Annotated in this window: 21 protein-coding genes; 4 read left to right on the top strand and 17 right to left on the bottom strand. The window is 71.4% G+C overall.

Annotation, left to right across the window (positions count from 1 at the left end):
• Positions 1 to 22: 22 nt before the first annotated feature.
• The 8 genes from ACWC2B_RS23110 to ACWC2B_RS23075 all read right to left on the bottom strand — a co-directional run bounded on the left by ACWC2B_RS23110 (position 23) and on the right by ACWC2B_RS23075 (position 7,343).
• A complete protein-coding gene (locus ACWC2B_RS23110; protein WP_450719476.1) occupies positions 23 to 238 on the bottom strand; it encodes a hypothetical protein in 216 nt (71 codons plus the stop codon).
• 156 nt (positions 239 to 394) lie between these two features.
• Entirely contained in the window at positions 395 to 874 is a 480-nt protein-coding gene (locus ACWC2B_RS23105; RefSeq protein ID WP_450719474.1) for an ABC transporter permease, read from the bottom strand.
• Positions 875 to 931: 57 nt separating this feature from the next.
• Positions 932 to 1,069, bottom strand: coding sequence for a hypothetical protein (locus tag ACWC2B_RS23100; protein WP_450719472.1), 138 nt, complete (start codon positions 1,067 to 1,069; stop codon positions 932 to 934).
• A 294-nt stretch (positions 1,070 to 1,363) separates the two neighbouring features.
• Positions 1,364 to 2,863: a DUF7059 domain-containing protein gene (locus ACWC2B_RS23095; RefSeq protein WP_450719470.1), complete on the bottom strand. Its 1,500-nt coding sequence runs from the start codon at positions 2,861 to 2,863 to the stop codon at positions 1,364 to 1,366.
• A gap of 96 nt (positions 2,864 to 2,959) precedes the next feature.
• A complete protein-coding gene (locus tag ACWC2B_RS23090) occupies positions 2,960 to 3,613 on the bottom strand; it encodes a small secreted protein (RefSeq protein WP_450719468.1) in 654 nt (217 codons plus the stop codon).
• Between the two features lie 168 nt (positions 3,614 to 3,781).
• Positions 3,782 to 6,175: a sodium-translocating pyrophosphatase gene (locus ACWC2B_RS23085; protein WP_450719466.1), complete on the bottom strand. Its 2,394-nt coding sequence runs from the start codon at positions 6,173 to 6,175 to the stop codon at positions 3,782 to 3,784.
• A gap of 262 nt (positions 6,176 to 6,437) precedes the next feature.
• On the bottom strand, positions 6,438 to 6,884 hold the full coding sequence (locus ACWC2B_RS23080) for an ATP-binding protein (RefSeq protein WP_450719464.1): 447 nt from the start codon (positions 6,882 to 6,884) through the stop codon (positions 6,438 to 6,440).
• Positions 6,885 to 6,989: 105 nt separating this feature from the next.
• A complete protein-coding gene (locus ACWC2B_RS23075; protein ID WP_053728100.1) occupies positions 6,990 to 7,343 on the bottom strand; it encodes an STAS domain-containing protein in 354 nt (117 codons plus the stop codon).
• Positions 7,344 to 7,422: 79 nt separating this feature from the next.
• Between ACWC2B_RS23075 and ACWC2B_RS23070 the strand changes: the two genes are divergently transcribed.
• Positions 7,423 to 9,900 (top strand): DEAD/DEAH box helicase, encoded by a 2,478-nt coding sequence (locus ACWC2B_RS23070; protein WP_450719461.1) that lies wholly within the window; start codon positions 7,423 to 7,425, stop codon positions 9,898 to 9,900.
• On the opposite strand, the gene ACWC2B_RS23065 is transcribed toward ACWC2B_RS23070, so the two are convergent.
• The 7 genes from ACWC2B_RS23065 to ssd form a co-directional block, all read right to left on the bottom strand.
• A complete protein-coding gene (locus tag ACWC2B_RS23065; protein ID WP_450719459.1) occupies positions 9,842 to 10,297 on the bottom strand; it encodes an Rv3654c family TadE-like protein in 456 nt (151 codons plus the stop codon). The genes ACWC2B_RS23070 and ACWC2B_RS23065 overlap by 59 nt on opposite strands.
• Positions 10,294 to 10,623, bottom strand: a complete 330-nt coding sequence (locus tag ACWC2B_RS23060) for a TadE family type IV pilus minor pilin (protein ID WP_450719457.1) — start codon at positions 10,621 to 10,623, stop codon at positions 10,294 to 10,296. Before ACWC2B_RS23060 ends, ACWC2B_RS23065 begins: the two co-directional genes overlap by 4 nt.
• A 34-nt stretch (positions 10,624 to 10,657) precedes the next feature.
• Positions 10,658 to 10,891: a DUF4244 domain-containing protein gene (locus ACWC2B_RS23055; protein ID WP_450719455.1), complete on the bottom strand. Its 234-nt coding sequence runs from the start codon at positions 10,889 to 10,891 to the stop codon at positions 10,658 to 10,660.
• Positions 10,892 to 11,032: 141 nt separating this feature from the next.
• Complete coding sequence (locus tag ACWC2B_RS23050; RefSeq protein WP_450719453.1) at positions 11,033 to 11,827, bottom strand: type II secretion system F family protein; 795 nt, start codon at positions 11,825 to 11,827, stop codon at positions 11,033 to 11,035.
• Entirely contained in the window at positions 11,824 to 12,687 is an 864-nt protein-coding gene (locus ACWC2B_RS23045; RefSeq protein ID WP_450719451.1) for a type II secretion system F family protein, read from the bottom strand. Before ACWC2B_RS23045 ends, ACWC2B_RS23050 begins: the two co-directional genes overlap by 4 nt.
• An 11-nt stretch (positions 12,688 to 12,698) precedes the next feature.
• Complete coding sequence (locus ACWC2B_RS23040) at positions 12,699 to 13,940, bottom strand: TadA family conjugal transfer-associated ATPase (protein WP_450719449.1); 1,242 nt, start codon at positions 13,938 to 13,940, stop codon at positions 12,699 to 12,701.
• The gene (ssd, locus tag ACWC2B_RS23035; protein WP_450719447.1) at positions 13,937 to 15,040 is read right to left on the bottom strand and encodes a septum site-determining protein Ssd; all 1,104 of its coding nucleotides are present in this window, start codon (positions 15,038 to 15,040) and stop codon (positions 13,937 to 13,939) included. Before ssd ends, ACWC2B_RS23040 begins: the two co-directional genes overlap by 4 nt.
• 457 nt (positions 15,041 to 15,497) lie before the next feature.
• Here ssd and ACWC2B_RS23030 point away from each other — a divergent pair, with 457 nt between their 5' ends.
• Entirely contained in the window at positions 15,498 to 16,334 is an 837-nt protein-coding gene (locus ACWC2B_RS23030) for an HAD family hydrolase (protein WP_450719445.1), read from the top strand.
• 463 nt (positions 16,335 to 16,797) lie between these two features.
• Here the strand turns inward: ACWC2B_RS23030 and ACWC2B_RS23025 are convergent, their stop codons facing one another.
• Positions 16,798 to 17,616: an oxidoreductase gene (locus ACWC2B_RS23025; RefSeq protein WP_450719443.1), complete on the bottom strand. Its 819-nt coding sequence runs from the start codon at positions 17,614 to 17,616 to the stop codon at positions 16,798 to 16,800.
• A 102-nt stretch (positions 17,617 to 17,718) separates the two neighbouring features.
• Here ACWC2B_RS23025 and ACWC2B_RS23020 point away from each other — a divergent pair, with 102 nt between their 5' ends.
• The gene (locus ACWC2B_RS23020; protein WP_450719441.1) at positions 17,719 to 18,717 is read left to right on the top strand and encodes an ATP-binding protein; all 999 of its coding nucleotides are present in this window, start codon (positions 17,719 to 17,721) and stop codon (positions 18,715 to 18,717) included.
• Here the strand turns inward: ACWC2B_RS23020 and ACWC2B_RS23015 are convergent.
• Positions 18,695 to 19,999 (bottom strand): hypothetical protein, encoded by a 1,305-nt coding sequence (locus ACWC2B_RS23015; RefSeq protein WP_450719439.1) that lies wholly within the window; start codon positions 19,997 to 19,999, stop codon positions 18,695 to 18,697. The genes ACWC2B_RS23020 and ACWC2B_RS23015 overlap by 23 nt on opposite strands.
• A gap of 281 nt (positions 20,000 to 20,280) precedes the next feature.
• Between ACWC2B_RS23015 and ACWC2B_RS23010 the strand changes: the two genes are divergently transcribed.
• Positions 20,281 to 22,605, top strand: coding sequence for a bifunctional SulP family inorganic anion transporter/carbonic anhydrase (locus tag ACWC2B_RS23010; RefSeq protein ID WP_450719437.1), 2,325 nt, complete (start codon positions 20,281 to 20,283; stop codon positions 22,603 to 22,605).
• The last annotated feature ends 17 nt before the right edge of the window (positions 22,606 to 22,622 follow it).

The raw sequence follows: 22,622 nt of genomic DNA, 5'->3' as shown, positions 1-22,622 counted from the left end.
AAGCGTTTGATCCCCTTTCGGGCTAGATCCGGGCGAAGCACCAGAGACCGAGGAAAAGGAAGGCGGCGCCGAAGACGCTCGCGAGCACGGCGGAGGCGGTCGGCGGAACCCCCTGCGCGACCGGCGTGCGGCGGCGCACACAGGATGCCGTCCACAGCAGCAGAGCGCCCCCGAACAGCAGGAACACCGTTCCCGCGAAGACGGCCGGCCCCGTCTCGGTCCCTCCCAATGCGTTCATGGGCGCGATCCTGGCCACCGTGTGGCACCCCCGGGCAGAGCCGGGGCCGCATTCCGGAGAACGCCGGGTGAACGGTCACCCGATCATGCACATTTCAGCCAGATCCCCTCTCGTCAGGGTCCGTCGGGGCGTCGTACGTCACAGGGGCGTCGAGCGTCACATCACATCGACCGTGGCCCGCCGCCTGCCGCCCCGCTCGAACACGGCGAGCAGCACCACCGTGAGCAGGGCGTATCCCACGCCGACGGCGCATTCCGCGCCCACCGCGTCCCAGGCGATGCCGCCGCCGTGCGCCAGTCGTCGGGCCGCGTCCGCCGCGTGCGTCAGCGGCGGTACGTCACCCGTCGTACGCATCCAGCCGGGCAGCGACTGCCGGGGCACGTTCGCTCCGGTGAGCAGCAGCAGGGCGGAACTGGCCACCTTCGATACGAGGAACACGTCCCGCGTGCGCAGGCCGAGCGCGCCGAGCGCCAGCCCGAAGGCCGAGCAGGCGACGGCGGCCGCGACCAGCACCAGGGCGAGCCCCGCCAGTGCGCGGGCGGGCGGGCTCAGACCGAGCACCAGGCACGCGGCGATGCCCCCGGTCGCGAACGTCCGCGCCCTGAGCAGGACTTCGTCCTCCACCAGCCGTCGCATCGTCGGCCCCACATCGGCCAACGCGCCGTCCCAGTAGGCCTGGTAGGCGTCGGCGAGCTACGCGCACGCCGCCTGCGGATCCTCCCGGTGGGGGCGGACCAGCGCGTCGTCCTCCATGCCGGGATAGTGCTCGGCCAGCTGCTGCCGTACGGCCTCCGGCGAGGTCGCCCGCAGCGCGGTCGGCTCCTCCTCCACCGAGGTCGTGCCGATGGAGGGGAGGCAGGATGAAGTCCGGGAAATTCAAAGGGCCGTTGAGGAGCCGGCGCAGTGGCTCGACCCCCTTGTCCCGGCTCAGCACTTTCCGGGCCCGCACCTCCCACTCCTGGTAGGGCCACGACGGCTGTCGGTGCTCCGCCAGGAGATGCAGGCTGCGGAACGCGTCCACAGGGGGCTGACGGTTATTCGGGTCGGCCCCAGCGCCGCCTCGTCCAGCTCGATCCTGATCACTCTTCCCCCCTCCCGCCTCTCCCGCCCCTCTCTCATCGGGGGTTACTCCCCCACCGGCTCCAGGAAGCCCTGCTCGACCAGCAGCCGGATGGCCTCCGGCGTACGGTCCCGCAGCCGCACCGGGTCCTCGTCGATCAGCTGGGCGATCGCGTCCAGAATCCGGCCGGCCGCCAGCTGCCCGTCGCAGACGCCCGCGAACCCGGCGCCCACCGTGTCCACCTTGGTGGCCCGGCGCATGCCGCGGTTCTGCCGCAGCACCACGTGCTCCGGGTCCTCCGCGCCCGGCAACCCCACCTGCTCCTGCACCACCTCGTCGGCCAGGCGGAACCGGTCGGCGAGCAGCGCCGCGTCGTCGTGCCGGCGCAGATAGTCCTGCCGCTCGAAGTGCGCGTGCACCGCGTCGCCGAGCGGCTGCTCGACCGGGTGCGGCCACTCCTCGGCCACGATGGACGGCTGCTCGCTGTCCGTGCGACGCAGGGTGATCCAGCCGAAGCCGACCGCCTTGGTCTTGCGCGCCTCGAACTCGTCCAGCCACGCCTCGTAACGCTCGGCGTACCTGGCCGGGTCGGTGTGGTGGTCCCCGGCGTCGCGCAGCCACAGCTCGGCGTACTGGGTGATGTCCTGAACCTCGCGCTGCACGATCCAGGCGTCGCAGCCGCGCGGGACCCAGGAGCGCAGCCGGTCCTGCCACTCCTCGCCCTCGACGTGCTGCCAGTTGGCCAGGAACTGGGCGTACCCGCCGGGGTTGAGCCGCTCCCCCGCCTGCTGAACGAGCGTGCGGCACAGATCGTCCCCGCCCATTCCGCCGTCCCGGTAGGTCAGCCGGGCGCCGGGCGAGATGACGAACGGCGGGTTGGACACGATCAGGTCGTACGTCTCCTCGCCCACCGGCTCGTACAGCGAACCCGTCCGCAGCTCGGCCTGTGGCGCGCCCGACAGGGCGAGGGTGAGCCGGGTGAAGTCGAGCGCGCGCGGGTTCAGGTCGGTGGCGGTGACCCGGGTGGCGTGCTGGGCGGCGTGCAGCGCCTGAATGCCGGAGCCGGTGCCGAGGTCGAGGGCCGAGCCGACGGGCCGCCGGACCGTGATGCCGGCCAGCGTCGTGGAGGCGCCGCCGACGCCGAGCACCATGGCCTCGTCGCGGCCGCTCGCCCCGCCCGCGCCGCCGACCGCGCAGCCCAGGTCGGAGACGATGAACCAGTCCTGCCCCTCGGGCCCGCCGTAGGGCCGTACGTCCACCGTGGCCCGCACCTCGTCGCCTACGCGGTCCACCCAGCCGTCCGCGAGGGCCTCCTCCAGCGGCAGGGCCGCGCGGGCGCTCTCGTACGGAACGGGCTGCTGGAGCAGGAAGAGCCGCACCAGCGTGTCGAGCGGCGCCTGCCCGCGGGTGGCGCGCAGGGCGGGCACGGTCTCGCTGCGGGCCAGCGCGGCGTACGCGGGCGCGCCGAGCAGGTCGAGCAGGCCGTCGGCGGTGAAGGCGGCGGCGAGCAGGGCGTCACGCAGGCGGGCTGCGTGCTCGGGCGCGGGAAGACTGGTCGTACTCACCCGGCCATTGTGGCCGCTGCCACTGACAATCACCCCATCACGGCCATGGCCCGGCCCCCGCTGGGGGTCCGGGCCACGGTCGAGGGCGCGTGCGGGCTACGACTTCGGGCTCTCCGAGGCCGAGGCCGAAGGTGCTGCGGAGCCCGACGGCGAGGAGGACGCGGCCGGTGCGCCCGCGCCCGACGCCGAGGGCGCGGGAGAGGACGGGGTCTGCTTCTGGCAGCCGGGCTGCTTCTGCATGGCCTTGCCGATGTCGCCGGACTCCAGCTTCTTCAGGGAGGCGTCACCCGTCGAGCTGATCTTGCCGAGCTCGGTCGCGATGTCCTCCAGGCCCTTGGCGAACGCCGCCTGATCCCCGGCGTTGAGCGCGTCGACCTTCTTCTTGAGGTTCGCGTACGACACGGAGGAGGCGTTCAGCTCCTTGACGGCCTCCTGCTGGGTGGTGGCGCCGTCCTTGACCGGCGGAGCGCCGGCCTTGTCGACGGCGGCGCCCAGCGCCTTGTAGGCGTCCGAGATCTGCTGGAAGGCAGCCGAGTCGGTCTTCTGCACGTCGGCCGGCTTGCTGTCGTCACGCGTCTGCGCCTGGATGGCGGCGTTGGCGTCGGTGATCTTCTTGAACTGGGGCTGGGCCGTGTTGCAGAAGGTCTTCGCCCAGTCGTCGACCTTCTTGTTGGAATCGTCGCTGCAGCCCGACAACGTCAGCATCAGTACCGCACCGCCGGACAGTGCGGCCGCAAGCTTCTTGTTCACCGGTTTGGTCCCTTCCAAGGCTCTCGGCCCCGGAACATACACGCCAAGTGGGCGACAAACGCTTGCCGTCCGTACCGTCTGCCCCCTATTGAAGCCATTTGCACCAAGCAGAACGGGCGGACGGTGTGTCAAACCCCACCGTCCGCCCGCCCTTTGCGCCGCTTACGGCTACGAAACCACCGCCGGGTCAACTGACTTAGCGACCCGCTCGTTGTTGCCGTCGTCACCCACGGCCACACTGCGCCGCTTCGAGACGTACACCGCGCCGACGATGACGATGACGGCGAGCGCCGCCACGATCCCTCGTACGGCCGGGTTCGCGTCGTCTCCGTAGGAGAACTTCACGATGGCCGGTGCGATCAGGAGCGCCACCAGGTTCATCACCTTGAGCAGCGGGTTGATCGCGGGGCCCGCGGTGTCCTTGAAGGGGTCGCCGACGGTGTCGCCGATGACGGTGGCGGCATGGGCCTCGCTGCCCTTGCCGCCGAAGTGGCCGTCCTCGACCAGCTTCTTGGCGTTGTCCCAGGCGCCGCCCGAGTTGGCGAGGAAGACCGCCATCAGGGTGCCGGTGCCGATCGCGCCCGCGAGGTAGGAGCCGAGGGCGCCGACGCCGAGGGTGAAGCCGACGGCGATGGGCGCGAGCACCGCGAGCAGGCCGGGGGTTGCCAGCTCGCGGAGCGCGTCCTTCGTACAGATGTCGACGACTCGCCCGTACTCCGGCTGCTCGGTGTAGTCCATGATCCCGGGGTGCTCGCGGAACTGCCGCCGCACCTCGAAGACCACCGAACCGGCCGACCGGGACACGGCGTTGATCGCCAGCCCCGAGAAGAGGAAGACGACCGCGGCGCCCAGCATGAGCCCGACCAGGTTGTTGGGCTGTGAGATGTCCATGCTCAAGGTCAGTTCGCCTGCCTTGGCGTGGACGTCGCTGACGGCCGTCCCGATGGCGTCCTTGAAGGAACCGTAGAGCGCCGAGGCCGCGAGTACGGCGGTGGCGATCGCGATGCCCTTGGTGATGGCCTTGGTGGTGTTGCCGACGGCGTCCAGGTCGGTGAGCACCTGGGCGCCCGCGCCCTGGACGTCGCCGGACATCTCCGCGATGCCCTGGGCGTTGTCGGAGACCGGTCCGAAGGTGTCCATGGCGACGATCACGCCGACCGTGGTGAGCAGACCGGTGCCGGCAAGCGCCACCGCGAACAGCGCGAGCATGACCGAGGTGCCGCCGAGCAGGAAGGCCCCGTAGACGCCGAGACCGATCAACAGGGCGGTGTAGACGGCCGATTCGAGGCCGATGGAGATACCGGCCAGGACGACGGTGGCCGGCCCCGTGAGCGAGGACTTGCCGATGTCCCTGACGGGACGCCGGGTCGTCTCGGTGAAGTACCCCGTCAGCTGCTGGATCAGCGCCGCCAGGACGATGCCGATGGCGACGGCGACCAGTGCGAGGATCCGCGGGTTGCCCTCGTGACTCTTGATCACTTCGTCCGTGACGCCGTTCAACTTGGCGTACGAGGACGGCAGGTAGACGAAGACCGCGACGGCCACCAGGGCCAGCGAGATCACCGCGGAGATGAAGAAGCCGCGGTTGATGGCCGACATTCCGCTGCGGTCGGCGCGCCGCGGGGCGACCGCGAAGATGCCGATCATCGCGGTGACCACGCCGATCGCCGGGACGATCAGCGGGAAGGCGAGGCCCGAGTCGCCGAACGCCGCCTTGCCGAGGATCAGCGCCGCGACCAGGGTCACGGCGTACGACTCGAACAGGTCGGCCGCCATGCCGGCGCAGTCGCCGACGTTGTCGCCCACGTTGTCCGCGATGGTGGCGGCGTTGCGCGGGTCGTCCTCGGGGATGCCCTGCTCGACCTTGCCGACCAGGTCGGCGCCGACGTCGGCGGCCTTGGTGAAGATGCCGCCGCCGACACGCATGAACATCGCGATCAGGGCCGCGCCGAGACCGAAGCCCTCCAGGACCTTGGGGGCGTCGGCCGCGTACACGAGCACGACGACCGAGGCGCCGAGCAGGCCGAGGCCCACCGTGAACATGCCGACGACGCCGCCGGTACGGAAAGCGATCTTCATGGCCTTGTGGGAGACCGCGGTGAGATCCTTTTCGGGTTCGCCCTCCGCGGGAGTCGCCTCTCGGGCGGCTGCCGCGACGCGCACATTCGCGCGTACGGCGAGACGCATCCCGATGTATCCCGTCGTCGCCGAGAAGACGGCGCCGATCAGGAAGAACACGGAACGGCCTACGCGCTGCGACCAGTTGTCGGACGGCAGCAGGAACAGCAGGAAGAACACCACGACGGCGAAGATGCCGAGGGTGCGCAACTGCCGGGTCAGATAGGCATTTGCGCCTTCCTGCACGGCCGCCGCGATCTTCTTCATCGAATCGGTGCCCTCGCCGGCCGCGAGGACCTGGCGCACCAGCAATTGCGCCACGATCAGGGCCGCCAGCGCGACAGCCGCGATGACGATCACGATCAGCCGGTTGCCGTCGGTCAGGACCGCGGCAGCTAGGGATGTGGGGTGGTCGAGTTCTGTTGGGTTGAAGAGCCCCGCCATTCGTCCTCCTTGACGCTCAGAGCTCAAGATGTGGACGGATTGTAGGTAGCGGAACACGATCAAAACAGGGCGCCGCAAATGGAATTGACCTTCATCGGCTCATCAGAGAGAGATCCGGACACGAGAATGCCCCCGAAAGCGGTAATGGGGCAAAAGCATTGACGCTTGATCGGTGATCTAGGTGCGGCGGCCGAAAATCTGGATCAATAAATGAAAAAGGCCCTGCTCAGCAGGGCCCGTCCCAATATCGAAAAGAAGTGGATCAGGGAAGCACCGTGGCCGGTGTGGTCGGCCAGCTCATCCGGATGACACCACCGGAGTCGCCGGAGGTGACCTCCACATCGTCCACAAGCCCACTGATGACAGCGAGGCCCATTTCGTCCTCCGCGCCGTCGTCCAGCTCGTCGCCGGGCGCCGACCCGCGCACCCCCGGTACCGCCGAGGCGCCGCCGCCCGATCCCGGCACCTCGTCGCCGACCTCGATGGAGAACAGCTTCTCCTCCTCGGTCAGGACGACGCGGACGGGGGCATCGACGCCGTGCGAGCGGTGCAGCCCCACGGCACGGCTGCACGCCTCGCCGACGGCGAGTCTGACCTCGTCGAGCACTGCCTCGTCGACCCCGGCCCGGCGCGCCACGGCGGCCGCCACCAGACGGGCCGTCCTGACATGCTCGGGCTGGGCACTGAAACGGAGTTCAACGGTGGCCATTGGCGATCCCCCTCGAACGTACGGGCGTACATCTCAGGGGCCCCGGGCCAAAGTGCCGCCCGGCGCCCCTGTCCTTCCTCCGGAGCCGTCCGCGGACGGCCACCGTCAGTCGGTCGCGTTGACGGCCTCGTCGACCGAGCCGTGGATCGGGAACACCTTGGTGAGCCCAGTGATCCGGAAGATCTTCAAAATGCGCTCCTGGTTGCAGACCAGGCGCAGCGAGCCCTCGTGCGCGCGCACGCGCTTGAGCCCACCGACGAGCACGCCCAGCCCGGTGGAGTCGAGGAAGTCCACGCCCTCCATGTCGACAACCAGGTGGTAGCTGCCGTCGTTCACCAACTCGACCAACTGCTCGCGCAGCTTGGGCGCGGTATACACATCAATCTCGCCACCGACCTCGACGACCGTACGGTCGCCACCAGGGCCGGACACATTGCGAGTCGACAGGGACAGGTCCACGGATCCTCCAGCACCTTGCTATCGAGCGGCCGCCCCCTGAGTCTCCCCGGCGGAGCCAGAGAACGGATCGCCAGCCGCGATGGCATTCAATCACTTACCAGCAGCCATGCACGACGCCTTGGGACCATTGTCCGCTACGCCAGTGACACACTCGGTGCCGATGGCCAGGAATCACCGCCCCAGAACACCCGCCGACAGCACGGGTGAACGACCCGACCCCGGCACGGTCCTCGACCGGCTCACCGCAGGGGCCGACCGGGCTGCGCGCATCACTCATACGGAGCACTTGCCCCCGCGCGCGGGCCGTCATGCAGTCTGGCCGCACCTCATCCGCCCGGAAGTGATCAACGCCATTCAGGTCGCCGGCGTCGAGCATCCCTGGGCCCATCAGGCCACCGCGGCCGAGCACGCCCTGAACGGCGAGTCGGTGGTGATCGCCACCGGCACCGCCTCCGGCAAGTCGCTCGCCTACCTGGCGCCCGTCCTCAGCACGCTCCTGGACGGCTCCGAGGCCCCCAACGGCCGCGGCACGACCGCCCTGTACCTCGCCCCGACCAAGGCCCTGGCCGCCGACCAGCGCCGTTCGGTGAAGGCCCTCGCGGCCCCACTGGGCAACGCGATCCGGCCCGCCGTGTACGACGGGGACACCCCGGTCGAGGAACGCGAATGGGTACGCCAGTACGCCAACTACGTCCTCACCAATCCGGACATGCTGCACCTGGGCATCCTGCCCTCCCACCCCAGGTGGTCCTCCTTCCTGCGCTCCCTGCGCTATGTCGTCATCGACGAGTGCCACACCTACCGCGGCGTCTTCGGCTCCCACGTCGCCCAGGTCCTGCGCCGCCTTCGCCGCCTGTGCACCCGCTACGGCGCCGACCCGGTCTTCCTGCTCGCCTCGGCCACGGCCGCCGCGCCCGCCCTCGCCGCGGGCCGCCTGACCGGTCTGCCCGTCGTCGAGGTCGCCGACGACGCCTCCCCACGCGGCGAGCTGGTCTTCGCCCTGTGGGAGCCCCCGCTCACCGAGCTGGCCGGCGAGAAGGGCGCCCCGGTGCGCCGCACCGCCATCGCAGAGACCGCCGACCTCCTGACCGACCTGGCCGTGCAGGGGGTCCGCACGGTCGCCTTCGTCCGCTCCCGGCGCGGCGCCGAACTCATCTCGGTCATCACCCAGGAGCGCCTGTACGAGGTCGACCGCACCCTGGCCCGGCGCGTCGCCGCCTACCGGGGCGGCTACCTGCCCGAGGAACGCCGCGCCCTGGAGCAGGCCCTGCACTCCGGCGAGCTGCTGGGCCTGGCCGCCACCACCGCCCTGGAACTCGGCATCGACGTCTCGGGCCTCGACGCCGTCCTGATCGCCGGCTACCCGGGCACCCGGGCCTCGCTGTGGCAGCAGGCGGGCCGGGCAGGCCGCTCGGGCCAGGGCGCCCTGGCCGTCCTGATCGCCCGCGACGACCCGCTGGACACCTACCTCGTCCACCACCCCGAGGCGCTGTTCCAGCAGCCCGTGGAGTCCACGGTGCTCGACCCGGACAACCCGTACGTCCTGGCCCCCCACCTGTGCGCGGCCGCGGCCGAACTCCCGCTCACCGAGGCCGACCTGGAACTGTTCGGCCCCGCGAGCCCGGAGCTCATGCCGCAGCTGGAGCAGGCGGGGCTGCTCCGGCGCCGCAGCAACGGGTGGTTCTGGACCCGCCGCGAGCGGGCAGCCGACCTCACCGACATCCGCGGCGGGGGCGGCCGCCCGGTCCAGGTCGTCGAGGCTTCGACGGGACGGCTGCTCGGCACGGTCGACGCGTCCGCCGCCCACACCACCGTCCACGACGGCGCCGTCCACCTCCACCAGGGCCGTACGTACCTGGTGAAGCACCTGGACCTGGAGGATTCCGCCGCCCTCGTCGAGGAGGCCAGCCCGCCCTATTCGACCGTCGCCAGGGACACCACCTCCATCTCCGTCCTCTCGACCGACACCGAGATCCCGTGGGGAGCCGGCCGCCTCTGCTACGGCTCCGTCGAAGTCACCAACCAGGTCGTCTCCTTCCTGCGCCGCAAACTGATCACCGGCGAGGTGCTCGGCGAGACCAAGCTCGACCTGCCGCCCCGCACCCTGCGCACCCGGGCCGTGTGGTGGACGGTCACCGAGGACCAGCTCGATGCCGCCCGCATCAACCCGGAGATCCTCGGCGGCGCCCTGCACGCCGCCGAGCACGCCTCCATCGGGATGCTGCCGCTCTTCGCCACCTGCGACCGCTGGGACATCGGCGGGGTCTCCGTCCCGCTGCACCCGGACACCCTGCTGCCCACGGTCTTCGTGTACGACGGCAACCCGGGCGGCGCCGGATTCGCCGAGCGCGCCTTCCACACCGCCGCGCGCTGGCTGACCGCGACCCGGGAGGCGATCGCGTCCTGCGAGTGCGAGGCAGGCTGCCCGTCCTGCATCCAGTCGCCCAAGTGCGGCAACGGCAACGACCCCCTGCACAAGCGCGGCGCCGTCCGCCTCCTCACGGAACTGCTGCGGGGAGCCCCGGAAGAGCCAGGGGCGGCCCCGCCCGGGCCCTGACGCTCGGTGCGTACGGGCCGAACCTCGCCCGCACCCGTACGTCCGCGATCTCCTGGCCCACCGTGCAGCGCACCAGCTCCGCGCCCTGGGCCCGAGCCACCTCGGCAGCCTTGGCACAGGCGTCCGGCGAGCCCCACAGGGCCCGGTCGGCCGCCGCGAGCGCGGCCAGGTCCGCGGCCCCGCCGGCCCGGTGCCGGGCGGCCACCGCCTGACCGAGGCACAGCACGGCCGCGAACACCGCGCACATCGTGGCGGCCGTGAGCGCCACCCACACCGTGGCGGCACCCTGGTCGGCGCAACTCCGGCCCTGGGCCCGCCGGTTGAGCGGATTCCGGCCCAGTCGCTCCACCGCGTCTCGCATCCACCGGTTCGCGAGACCGCGCAATCGCCCGTTCACGAGACCTCCCCCACCGTGTCCTCGGCCAGTGCCGCCGCCTCCGCGCTCAACGTCAGGGCCAGCTGGTGCGGACCCGGCGTGGCGGACTCCACCCGGACCCGCCACAGCTCCCCGGTCCGCCGCACCGTGACCGTCGCGCCCTTCGGCGCCGCCGACTTGGCCGTCGCCACCGCCACGGCCTCCGGCTCGGAACGGGCCACCGCGCGGGCCCCGGCCCGGGCCGCGTCCACGCACCGGATCTCCGCCGACGCCGCCGTCAGCGCCCAGAGCAGCGCCAGTGCGAAGCCCACCAGGGCCGGAATCGCCACGGCCGTCTCGGCCGTCACGAACCCCCTGTCGCCCCGCCACCACCTGCCGCGCTCAGAACTGCACATCGAGCGCCCTGGTGATCAGCTGGGTCAGCGCCGAAACGACCCCGCCACTGGTGACCACCTTGTACAGAATCGCCGCGAAGGCACAGGCGGCGAGGGTACCCACGGCGTACTCGGAGGTCGTCATCCCGGCGTCCTTCCGTGCCCTGCTCCGCAGCGCGAGCCCCCAGAGCCGCATCCGCCGCTTCATGGCGCCCGTCTGCCGATTGACCACTGAGTTCATGATCCTCAACTCCCTTGATTGATAAGCCTGTTGATTGACATCCGCATGTGCATGGGCGAGGTGGCTGAGCGGCCCGGCCGGCCCGGGCCGCGCGGCCACCGCCAGGCTTCGCTGGAGGCGGCCTCCAGGAGGACCCGCCCCTCACCGCCTGAGCAACCCACCCGCGAGCCCGATCACCACCGGGGCGACGCCCGCCGCGAGGAAGGCCGGGAGGAAGCAGAGGCCCAGTGGGCCGGTGATCAGCACGCCCGCTCGTCTGGCCCGTGCCGATGCCTCCCGGGTCCGTTCGGCCCGGCAGCGCTCGGCGACCCGCGCAACGGGGCCCGCCGCGGGCGCACCGGAGGAGGCGGCCCGCTCCAGACAGCGGGCCAGTTCGGCCGCGCCCGGTATCGCCGCCAACCTCCCCCACGCATCGGCCGGTTCACCGCCCATGCGCAGTTCGGCGGCAACCTGGCCCAGCCGGACGCCGACCGGCCCCTCCAGCGAGGACCCGACCGCCCCCGCGGCCTCGCGCGGCCCGGCCCCGGCCGCCAAACAGGCGGCCAACAGATCTGCGGCGAGCGGGAGTTCACGGGCAGCCGCCCGGCATGCACCGTCCCGGTCGCCGCGCGCCCGGCGTCGACGCCCCCACGTCCAGGCTCCGTACGCCGCCGCCAGACCGACCAGCACGCCCACGACCCCGCCGACCAGCACATAGCCGGCCACCAACGCCCCCAGCGGCGCTCCCCACCGCTTGGCGCCGGCCGTCCACGCCGGGCTCCAGCTCCGACGCGAGGGCAGGGTCAGCGACTCAAGGGCCAGCAGTGCGGCCATCCGGCGCCGCACCCTGCGCTCCTCCCGGCGCCGCGCCACCCCCAAGGCCATCCACAGGGTGAGGGCAATCGCGCCCACCGCCACCCCCAGCCTGTGGACAACCTCCGGCGACCACAGGCTCATCGCCCCTCCCCGGCCCGCACGATCCGCGCCGCCCACCACACCCCGGCGGCCTCCAGGACCCCGGCCACCAGCAGGCACCCGAACCCGGCCGCGCTGTGCAGCAGCACCCGCAGCGGGCTCGCGCCCATCGCCGTGCCCAGCACAAGCCCCAGCGTCGGCAGGAGGGCGAGCAGCAGCACCGTGGTGCGGGGGCCCGCCAACTCCGAGCTCAGCGTGTCCTGTTGCTCCCGCTCCGCCCGCAACGCGCCCTCCAGCCGCTCCAGACCGGAGGCGAGCCCCGCCCCACCGTCCACCGCGACCTGCCAGCACGCGGCGACCCCGGCCAGGCCCTCGGCGCCCGGCTCCCTGGCCGCCTCGCGCAGCGCCCCGGGCACATCGCCGCCGAACGTCGCGGCCGCCACCACGGGGGCCGTCGCCGCGCCCAGGGCCGCCGTGTCCCGGGCTGCCGCCGCGAGCGCCTGGCCCGGCTGACGTCCGGCGCGCAGCTCTCCGGCCACCGCGGCGCACCATGCGATCACCTCGTCGGCCCGCCGCGCCCTGGCCCGCTCTCGCTCCCGGGCCCGCAGCCGCCACCCCACCAAGGGCACCGCCACCACCCCGGCGACCAGCGGCAGCACCGACCCGCCCAGGACGGCGATCACAAGCCCCAGCGGCAGACACAGCCATTCCGTGCGCCACCGCGCCCGGCCGCGCACCCCATCGAGCCACCGCCCGAGAGGCGAGGCCCCGAAGGCACCCCCTCCGGTGACGCTTCCGGCTCCCGCGAACATCAGCCGGGCCCGCCGCATCCCCTGGTCCTGCCCGGCCCACATCCATGCGGCCGCCCCCGCGCACATCGCCGCCCAAGCGGGCAGCCCCATCCGAACATCTGTCACAACGCATCCCCGATCAGCGCCCGCAGCCGCTCCCAGCCCGAGTCGCGTACAAACCCCGCCGCGCCCCACCGCAGCGCGGGCACCGTCACCACCAGGCCCATCGCGTCCCGCTCCAGGACGCGCACCTCGGCGATCCGGCGCTGTCCGGCCCGGTCTCGTACGAGATGGACCACCACCGACAGCGCGGCCGCCAACTGGCTGTGCAGCGCGGCCCGGTCGAGCCCGGCCGCCGTGCCCAGCGCTTCGAGGCGGGCCGGTACATCGGCTGCGGAATTGGCATGAACCGTCCCACAACCGCCGTCATGTCCCGTGTTCAAAGCGCTCAGCAGATCGGTCACCTCGGCGCCCCGCACCTCGCCCACGACGAGCCGGTCCGGCCGCATCCGCAGGGCCTGGCGCACCAGGTCCCGCAGGGTCACCAAGCCGGCGCCCTCCTGGTTGGCGGGCCGTGATTCGAGGCGCACCACATGCGGATGGTCGGGCCTCAACTCGGCGGAATCCTCGGCCAGTACGATCCGTTCGTCCTTCCCGACCAGGCCGAGCAGAGTGGACAGAAGCGTGGTCTTGCCGGAGCCTGTGCCTCCGCTCACCAGGAACGACACCCGGGCTTCGATCAGCGCCCGCAGCACCTGCTCGCCGTCGGGCGGCACCGTGCCCGCCGCGACGAGTTCGGCCGGCGAGAACGCCCTCGGCCGCACCACCCGCAGGGAGAGGCAGGCCGAGCCGACGGCCACCGGCTCCAGGACCGCATGCATCCGGGTCCCGTCCGGCAGCCGGGCGTCCACCCAGGGCCGGGCGTCGTCGAGTCGGCGTCCCGCGACCGCGGCGAGGCGCTGGGCGAGCCGGCGCACCGCTGCCGCGTCGACGAAGCGGACCTCCGTCAGTTCGAGCCCGCCCCCCCGGTCCACCCACACCCGGTCGGGCGCGGAGACCAGCACGTCCGTCACCTCCGGGTCGGCGAGCAGGGGCTCCAGCGGCCCGGTCCCGACCAGCTCGGACCGCAGCTCCTCGGCCCCGCCGAGCACTTCGGCGTCGCCGAGCAGGCGCCCCTGTGCGCGCAGCGCGGCCGCGACCCTGGCAGGGGTGGGTTCGGCCCCGCTCTCGGCCAGTCGCTGCCGCACGGCATCGAGCAGCGGCGGCCCCGCGCCCCGTAGGGACGCCCCGCCGGGTCGCGCCCCGCCACCGACCGGCGCCGGCGTGCCCGGGGAGGGCCGCCCCGCATCCCGTGCCCCGTTCATGAGAGCGCTCCTCCGGCGAGGCCACCGGCCAGCGCCTGATCCCAGAAGGCCGTACAGAATCTGGCCAGTGGTCCGCGTGGCGCGCTCCCCGGCGGCGCACCGCCCTCCTGGGCCGCCAACAGACCTGATTCCACGGGGAGTTCACCCGCGAGCGGCAGGCCCAGCGCGCCGGCCACCCACTGCTCGTCGAGCCCGGACGCGTACGGACCCCGTACCACCGCGCGCAGATCGCGCAGCACCATGCCGACCGAGGAGGCGACCCGGTTCGCCGCCGCGACCGCGCGCAGCTCGGCCGGGACGACCAGAAGGCCCAGGTCCAGCTGGGCGAGCGCCTCGACCACCGCGTCGTCGACGCGGCGCGGCAGGTCCACGACGACCACCCCGCCCCGTCGGCGGGCCGCCGCGAGCACCGCACGCATCGCCTCCCCCGGGATCACCACCGAGTCACCGCGGTCCCAGCTCAGCACCCTCAACTGGTGCAGCCGCGGCAGCGATTCCTCCAGGGCGCCCCCGGCAACCCGCCCGCGCGAAGCGGCGAAATCCGGCCACCGTCGGCCATCGGCCCGCTCCCCGCCGAGCAGCACGTCGAGGCCACCGCCGAGGGGGTCACCGTCGATCAGCATCGTGCGCTGCCCGGATCGGGCTGCGGTCACGGCGAGGGCGCAGGCCAGCGTCGAGGCCCCGGCGCCGCCCCGTCCGCCGATCACCCCGACGGTCAGGGCGGGGCGCCCTACGCCTTCGGCGGCGTCCGCGATCCGGTCGACGAGCCACGGCTCGGCGTCGGGCAGCCGCAGCACATGGTCCGCGCCGAGCTCGACCGCGGCCTGCCAGACGCCGGGGTCGTCCTGGTCCCGGCCCACCAGGAGCACCCCGCGTCTGCGGGCCGATCCGAGCAGCCGTGGAGCGGCGTCGTCGCCGACCAGGATCAGCGGTGCGCCCTCCCAGCCGCCCCTGCTGTCGGGCACCCCGTGGCACACCTCGGGCTCGGTGCCGGCCGCGGCGCACAGCCGCAGCAGATCATCGAGCAGTTCCTCGTCCTCGGTCACGATCAGCGGTCCGCCGCGCCGCCCCTCCGTGCCCGGCGGCCGGTCGGATGCCATGGCTCCGTCCACGATTTCCGCCCCCTCTCACTCCGATTCCTGCGTCCGCGTACTTCGCGAACTGGAATCACCGTGGAGGGAGACTCGAAATAATGTGGATCTTGATCAAAATCTGTGGACAACTATCCGCGTTGTGAATATCCCGTTCACCTATTCCAGTGACTTCCGGAGCGCAGCGCAACCACTACGTACAGTGACGAGTCTCAGGCATGGGCGAGCGGAGGGCGCGAGGAGAAGAGGAAGGACGACGATCGGATCCAAGGGGCCGAAAACGCATCCGGACATGCGACGACCCCCGCCGGGGGGGAGAGCGGGGGTCGTCCCCACGGCCGACTCGGGGGGGGAGGAGTCGGACCGGGTTAGCACGGTCGCGAACGATCCGTGACTTCCATGGTGTACCCGAGAGCCTTCTCAGGCAAACCCACGCGCCCCAGCTTACGCCGAATGGTGGGCGCCTATGCTCGGGCTCGTGGAAAACCACTCGTTGCCGCGCACTGCCGCCTTCTTCGACTTGGACAAGACAGTCATTGCCAAGTCCTCGACACTGACCTTCAGCAAGTCCTTCTATCAAGGGGGACTGATCAACCGCCGCGCCGTACTGCGCACCGCGTACGCGCAGTTCGTATTCCTCGCCGGTGGCGCCGACCACGATCAGATGGAGCGGATGCGCGAGTATCTGTCCGCTCTCTGCAAGGGCTGGAACGTGCAGCAGGTCAAGGAGATCGTCGCCGAGACCCTGCACGATCTGATCGACCCGATCATCTACGACGAGGCCGCCTCCCTCATCGAGGAGCACCACGCCGCGGGCCGCGACGTGGTCATCGTGTCGACGTCCGGCGCCGAGGTCGTCGAGCCGATCGGCGAACTGCTCGGCGCGGACCGGGTGGTGGCCACCAGAATGGTGGTCGGCGACGACGGCTGCTTCACGGGGGACGTCGACTACTACGCCTATGGGCCGACGAAGGCCGAGGCCGTCAAGGAGCTGGCCGAGTCCGAGGGGTACGACCTGGCGCGCTGCTACGCCTACAGCGACTCGGCGACCGATGTCCCGATGCTGGAGGCGGTCGGCCACCCCTACGCCGTCAATCCGGACCGGGCACTGCGCCGCGAAGCGACCGCCCGAGAATGGCCGGTTCTCGTCTTCAACAAGCCCGTCAGTCTCAAGCAACGGCTGCCCGGCCTCAAGATGCCCGCGCGTTCGGCGCTCCTGGTCGCGGCGGCGGTCGGTGCGGCCGCGGCGACCGCCGGTCTCGTCTGGTACGCCAGCCGTCGGCGTGGCTGCGACTCCGCTTGAGGCGGCACGCAAACCTGGACGAAGGGGGATCCTGGAGCGGGCATCTGAAAACAGACGCCCGCTTTACCCCTGTTTGAACCTAAAAGTAAAGAACTGGGGTCAGGGGTTTCGCTTCTCGCCGGACGGGAGTAGAAAGGACTCAACGGCCCGCGAGACCTGGGACATCCGAGAGGATCACCTTCTACGCAATAAAGGCCCCACGGACCGAGCATGAACATCGAGCACCCACGCGACGTCGACCCGTCGATTACGGGCCAGCCGCACCAGGTGAACGGGCAGAGAATCCCGGCCTGATGGGCAATATTCGAGGACGCTTGGTAACACGGTGGACATGCCAGCGGCGGTATCGGACATCGATACCGCCGCAACCCTTTTCCCCCACGTACGAAACGTACGACTCTGGTTCCGTGACGGACGACGCACCGAGCGCCCGCCGCGAAACGGGCGGCGCGGAACCCCTCGCCTACGCGGCGCCGCGCTGAAGGGCCTCGCACACCGCCGTCGACTCGCGTACACCCAGCTCGACCGCCATGCCGCAGTGGGCGATCCACGCCGCCACACCTTGCGGGGTCCCCGACGCATACCCGTCGAGCGCCGCCGCGTACGCCGCGCGTCCGAGCTCCGCATGACCGACCTCGGCCGGGCAGACCGCCTTCGGGTCGAGCCCACTGCCGATCAGCACGATCCGCTCGGCGGTGCGCGCGACGAGCCCGTTGTACGAGGTGAAGGGCCGCAGCGCGAGGAGCTCGCCGTGCACGATGGCGGCGGTCACCAGGGCCGGGGCCGAACTGCCCGCGATGATCAGCCGGGAGAGGCCTTCGAGGCGGCCCGCCACCTCGTCCGCGTCCGGCAGGGAAAGTTCGATGAGCGGCTCGGCGACGGCTTCGCCGCTCTGCCGCGGCCGGCCGACCGCGTCACCGGCGTCCGCGGCCGCCACCAGGTGCAGCCGGGCAAGGACCCGCAGGGGCGATTGGCGCCAGATGGACAGGAGTTGCCCCGCCTCGGCGCCCAGCCGCAGCGCGGCGCCGACCGTGCGCGCCTCGGGCTCGCTGCCGAAGTCGGTACGCCGCCGCACCTCTTCGAGGGCCCAGTCCGCGCCGGACAGGGCGGCGCTGCCGCGCGCCCCGCGCAGCGCCGCTTCCGAGGCGATCTCGTTGCTCCGGCGCCGCATCACACGGTGCCCGTAGACCCGGTCCACGGCCTTGCGCACGGAGTCCACGGCGTCCGGGACGCCCGGCAGCCCGCCGAGGGCGACAAGAGGGTCAGCGGCGTTCGTACTCATAGGTAAGGAGGCTACGCGTCCGCAAGCCGCGCCCCACCTTCGAGTGGTCTTCTTCACTCGGCTCGCATACTTACCGCCACGATGCGATTACCGTTGGTGAACATGAAGATCGCTTTCGTGGGGAAGGGCGGCAGCGGCAAGACCACGCTGTCCTCGCTCTTCATCCGCCACCTCACCGCCAACGAGGCCGCCGTCGTCGCGGTCGACGCCGACATCAACCAGCACCTCGGGGCCGCGCTCGGGCTCGACGAGGAAGAGGCCGCGGCCCTGCCCGCGATGGGCGCGCACCTGCCGCTCATCAAGGAGTACCTGCGCGGCACCAACCCGCGGATCGCCTCCACCGAGACGATGATCAAGACAACGCCGCCGGGCCACGGCTCCCGGCTGCTCAGGGTGCGCGAGGCGAACCCGGTGTACGAGGCGTGCGCCCGCCGGGTCGTGCTCGACGACGGGGACATCCGGCTGATGGCGACCGGCCCGTTCACCGAGTCCGACCTGGGGGTCGCCTGCTACCACTCGAAGGTCGGCGCGGTCGAACTGTGCCTGAACCACCTGGTGGACGGCGTGGACGAGTACGTCGTCGTCGACATGACGGCAGGGTCGGACTCGTTCGCCTCCGGCATGTTCACACGCTTCGACATGACCTTCCTGGTGGCCGAGCCGACCAGGAAGGGCGTCTCGGTCTACCGCCAGTACAAGGAGTACGCCCGGGACTACGGGGTCGCGCTCAAGGTCGTCGGCAACAAGGTGCAGGGCCAGGACGACGTGGACTTCCTGCGCGCCGAGGTAGGCGACGACCTCCTGGTGACGGTGGGCCACTCCGACTGGGTCCGCGCGATGGAGAAGGGCCGCCCGCCGCGCTTCGAGCTCCTGGAGGCCGACAATCGGCTCGCCCTGCAGACGCTGCAGAACGCGGCCGACGATTCGTACGGAAACCGGGATTGGGGGCGCTACACGCGGCAGATGGTGCACTTCCATCTGAAGAACGCGGAGAGCTGGGGCAATGCGAAGACCGGGGCCGACCTGGCCGCGCAGGTCGACCCCGCCTTCGTGCTGAGCGAGGCGTTGATCGCCGAGGTCAGTGAGCCACAGCCTGCCTGACGGCGGGCTCGGGCGCCTCGGGCTTCGGCGGGGCCACCGGCTTCGCGGGGGCCGCGGGCTGGGCGGCCTCCAGGGCTGCCCAGCCTCCCTTGGGCGCCTCGCCGACCTTCAGCGAGTTGAACTTGGCGAGCACGGCCGGGTCCTGGGCGTCCAGCCAGTCGACGAGCTGGCGGAACGAGACGCAGTGGACGTCGCGCTTCACGCACACGGTCCTGATGGTGTCCTCGACGGCACGCATGTAGGCGCCGCCGTTCCAGGATTCGAAGTGGTTGCCGATGATCAGCGGGGCGCGGTTGCCGTCGTAGGAGCGGGCGAATGCCTGGAGGAGACCGTCGCGCATCTGGTTGCCCCAGTACTCGTGCTGATCGGCGTCACCGGTCATCGCGTTGGACTGGTTCATGTAGAAGTTGTAGTCCATGGACAGCGTCTCGAAGCCGCGGCCCGGGACCGGCACCAGCTGCATCGACAGGTCCCAGACGCCGTTGTCGTTCTTCTTCGGCCACACCTGGTCGTTGACGGCGCTGGTGTCGTAGCGGAAACCCAGCTGTCCTGCGGCCGCCACGAAGTTCTTGCGTCCCTCCAGGCACGGGGTGCGGCCGCCGATGAGCTCCTTGTCGTAGTCGAACGGGAGCGGCGCCTCCGCCCTCATTCCGGAGTTCGTCTTCCAGTTCTTCACAAAGGACTTGGCCTGCGCGATCTCGCTCTTCCACTCGTCCACCGACCAGGTGCCGACGCCGCCGTCGGGGCCGCAGAAGTGGCCGTTGAAGTGGGTGCCGATCTCGTTGCCCTCCTGCCACGCGGCGCGTAGCTGGGTGACGGTGTCCTTGATGCCCTTGTCGTCATTGAAACCGATGTCCGAGAGGCCGGCGGAGTGCTTGGGCGCGGTGTACAGGTTCGCCTTGGCATCGGGGAGCATGTACACGCCGCTCAGGAAATACGTCATGGTCGCGTTGGACTCCTTGGCGACCTGGCGGAAGTGCGAGAAGAGCTTCTGGCTGTCCTCGCCGGCGCCGTCCCAGGAGAACACCACGAACTGCGGCGGCTGCTCCCCCGGTTTCAGCTTCTGGGGCTTGAGCAGGTGCGGCTGGAGCCCGGTGTACGCGGTGGAGCCGTCCCCGATCAGATGGGGGGCGGTGTTGGGCGCTGCGGCGCCCTGTCGGCCGACGGGGGCGCCAGGCTTGGCCGGGCGGGGGGCCGAGGAGCAGCCCGCGGCTCCGACGGCCATCGCCGCGGCGATGGCGCCGGCAGCGATCCTCTTGGTGGCGTGCGTGGCGGCAATCATCCGCCCACCTCTTTCTTGCGGTTATGTGATTTGAATGCCGTCACGGCGCCGCAAAAGTCGCACGCAGACTGAGGGGCGTAGGCACGACAAGCCGCATGAAAAGCTGCTTATTCACCCTTGAGGGTGAATCATTGCCCCATTCGTCCTAAATGGGAAGTGGGGGGCTTTACTCTGCATTACGATTCATTTACCGAGAGTTGAGAATCCCGCCGCTGCACTGCCGTGACCCACGGCCGCGACCCCACGTTCCGCGACCGCGCTGCCCCGGAGGAGACGGGAACATGCCTGCTTGCGTACCCCCTCGCGCCAAGACCCCCGCTCGCACCCCTCGCATCCGGCGCCCGAACCGGCCGTCCACCTCCGCAGACAGGCCCGGGCGACGCCGCTTCAAGATCAAGGGTGCCGACCTGTCGGCGTCCATCACCGTTTTCCTGCTCGCCGTCCCGATGTCGCTCGGTCTCGCCGTCGCCATCGACGCACCGCTGGAGGCCAGCCTCATCGCGGCCGGTGTCGGCGGGATCGTCGCCGGGCTGCTGGGCGGCTCCCGCCTGCTCGTCAGCGGGCCGTCCGCCGGGCTCACCGTGGTGTCCGCCGAGCTGATCCAGACCTACGGCTGGCGGACGAGCTGCGCCATCACCGTGTGCGCGGGCCTGCTTCAAGTCGCCCTGGGCTCACTGAAGACGGCACGCTCCGCCCTCGCCGTCAGCCCCGCCATCGTGCACGGCACCCTCGCCGGCATCGGAGCCGCCATCGCGCTCGCCCAGCTCCACATCGTCCTCGGCGGCTCCCCGCAGAGCTCGGCGGTGACCAACGCCCTGGCCCTGCCCGGCCAGTTGGCCCAGGTCGGCCCCGCGGCCCCGCTGATCGGCGCCCTGACCATCGCCGTGCTTCTTCTGTGGCCGCGCATTCCCGGACGCGTCGGCAAAGCGTTGCGCCGGATTCCCGCCGCGCTCGCCTGCGTGGTGATCGGGACCGGTGTCGCCGCGTTCGCCGCGCCGCACATCGCCCGGGTCGACCTGCCCTCCTGGGACGCGCATGTGCTGCCTGAGCTGCCGCACGGCCCGGTGCTCGGGCTCGCCGCCGCCGTGCTCACCGTGACGCTGGTCGCCAGCCTGGAGTCGCTGCTCTCCGCCGTCGCCGTGGACCGGCTGGCCTCCGAGCGGCCGGGCGCCACGGCCCCGGCACGCGCCGACCTCGACCGCGAGCTGCGCGGCCAGGGCATCGCCAACGCGCTGTCCGGCCTGCTCGGCGGCATGCCCGTCTCCGGCGGCGCGGTGCGCGGCAGCGCCAATGTCCGGGCGGGCGCGACCGGCCGCGCCTCGACCGTGCTGCACGGCGTATGGGTGCTGCTCGCGGCCGGGCTGCTCGTCTCCGTACTGGAGTGGATCCCGCTGGCCGCGCTCGCCGCCCTGGTCATGATGGTCGGCATCCAGATGGTCAACTTCGCGCACATCCGCAACGTCCACAAACACCGGGAATTCCTGGTTTACGTGGCGTCCGTCGGCGGAGTGCTCGTCCTGGGCGTGCTGCAAGGAGTCGTCCTGGGGATCGCGGTGGCCGTGGCCGTCGCGCTGCACCGGCTCGCCCGTACCCGGATCACCGCCCAGGAAGAGGCCGACGGCACGTATCTGGTGCGCGCCCGCGGCCAGTTGACGTTCCTCGCCGTGCCCCGGCTCACCCGGGCGCTCGGCCAAGTCCCTCAAGGGGCCGACACAGTCGTGGAGTTGGACGGGTCGTTCATGGATCACGCCGCCTTCGAGGCGCTGCAGGGCTGGCAGGACGCGCACCACACGCGCGGCGGCACCGTACGGATCACCGGGCGGGCCGGGGGCAGGATCGCCGCGCCCGCCTCCACCGCGCACACCTGCTGCCGCCCCTGGACGCCGTGGCGCAACCACCACTGCCACGACCAGCCGCCGCAGCGCACCCATGGGCACCAACTGGCCAGCGGGCTCAGCTCGTTCCAGCGCAACACCGCACCCCTGGTGCGCGACGAGCTGGCCCGGCTCGCCCGCGAGGGCCAGCGGCCGCAGCAGCTCTTCATCACCTGCGCGGACTCCCGCCTGGTCACCAGCATGATCACGTCCAGCGGTCCGGGCGATCTGTTCACCGTGCGCAACATCGGCAATCTGGTGCCACCGCCGGGTGCGGAAGGCGCCGACGATTCGGTGGCCGCCGCCATCGAGTACGCCGTGGACATCCTCCAGGTCCAGTCGATCACCGTCTGCGGGCACTCCGGCTGCGGTGCGATGCAGGCGCTGCTCAACACCCAGCCGGGGGCGCCGATGACTCCGCTGCACCGCTGGCTGCGGTACGGCCGACCGAGCCTGGAGCGGATGGCGAGCCGGCGGCACTCCTGGGCCCGGATCGCCGGGCGGCTGCCCGCCGATGCGGTGGAGCAGCTCTGCCTGACCAATGTCGTCCAACAGTTGGAGCACCTGCGGCAGCACGAATCGGTGGCCCGCGCGCTCGCCGCCGGCACCCTCGCCCTGCACGGCATGTACTTCCACGTCGGCGAGGCGCAGGCGTACCTGCTGGCTCCGGACGACCACGCGGAGGTCTTCGAAGGCATCGGCGTCAACCTCCTGGAGGACACGCACGCCTGAACCCGGCTCGCCTTCTT

It is taken from the genome of Streptomyces sp. NPDC001415, from assembly GCF_053597395.1.
The sequence above is the reverse complement of the archived record's forward strand: the minus strand, read 5'-3'. Positions and strand labels throughout refer to the sequence as shown.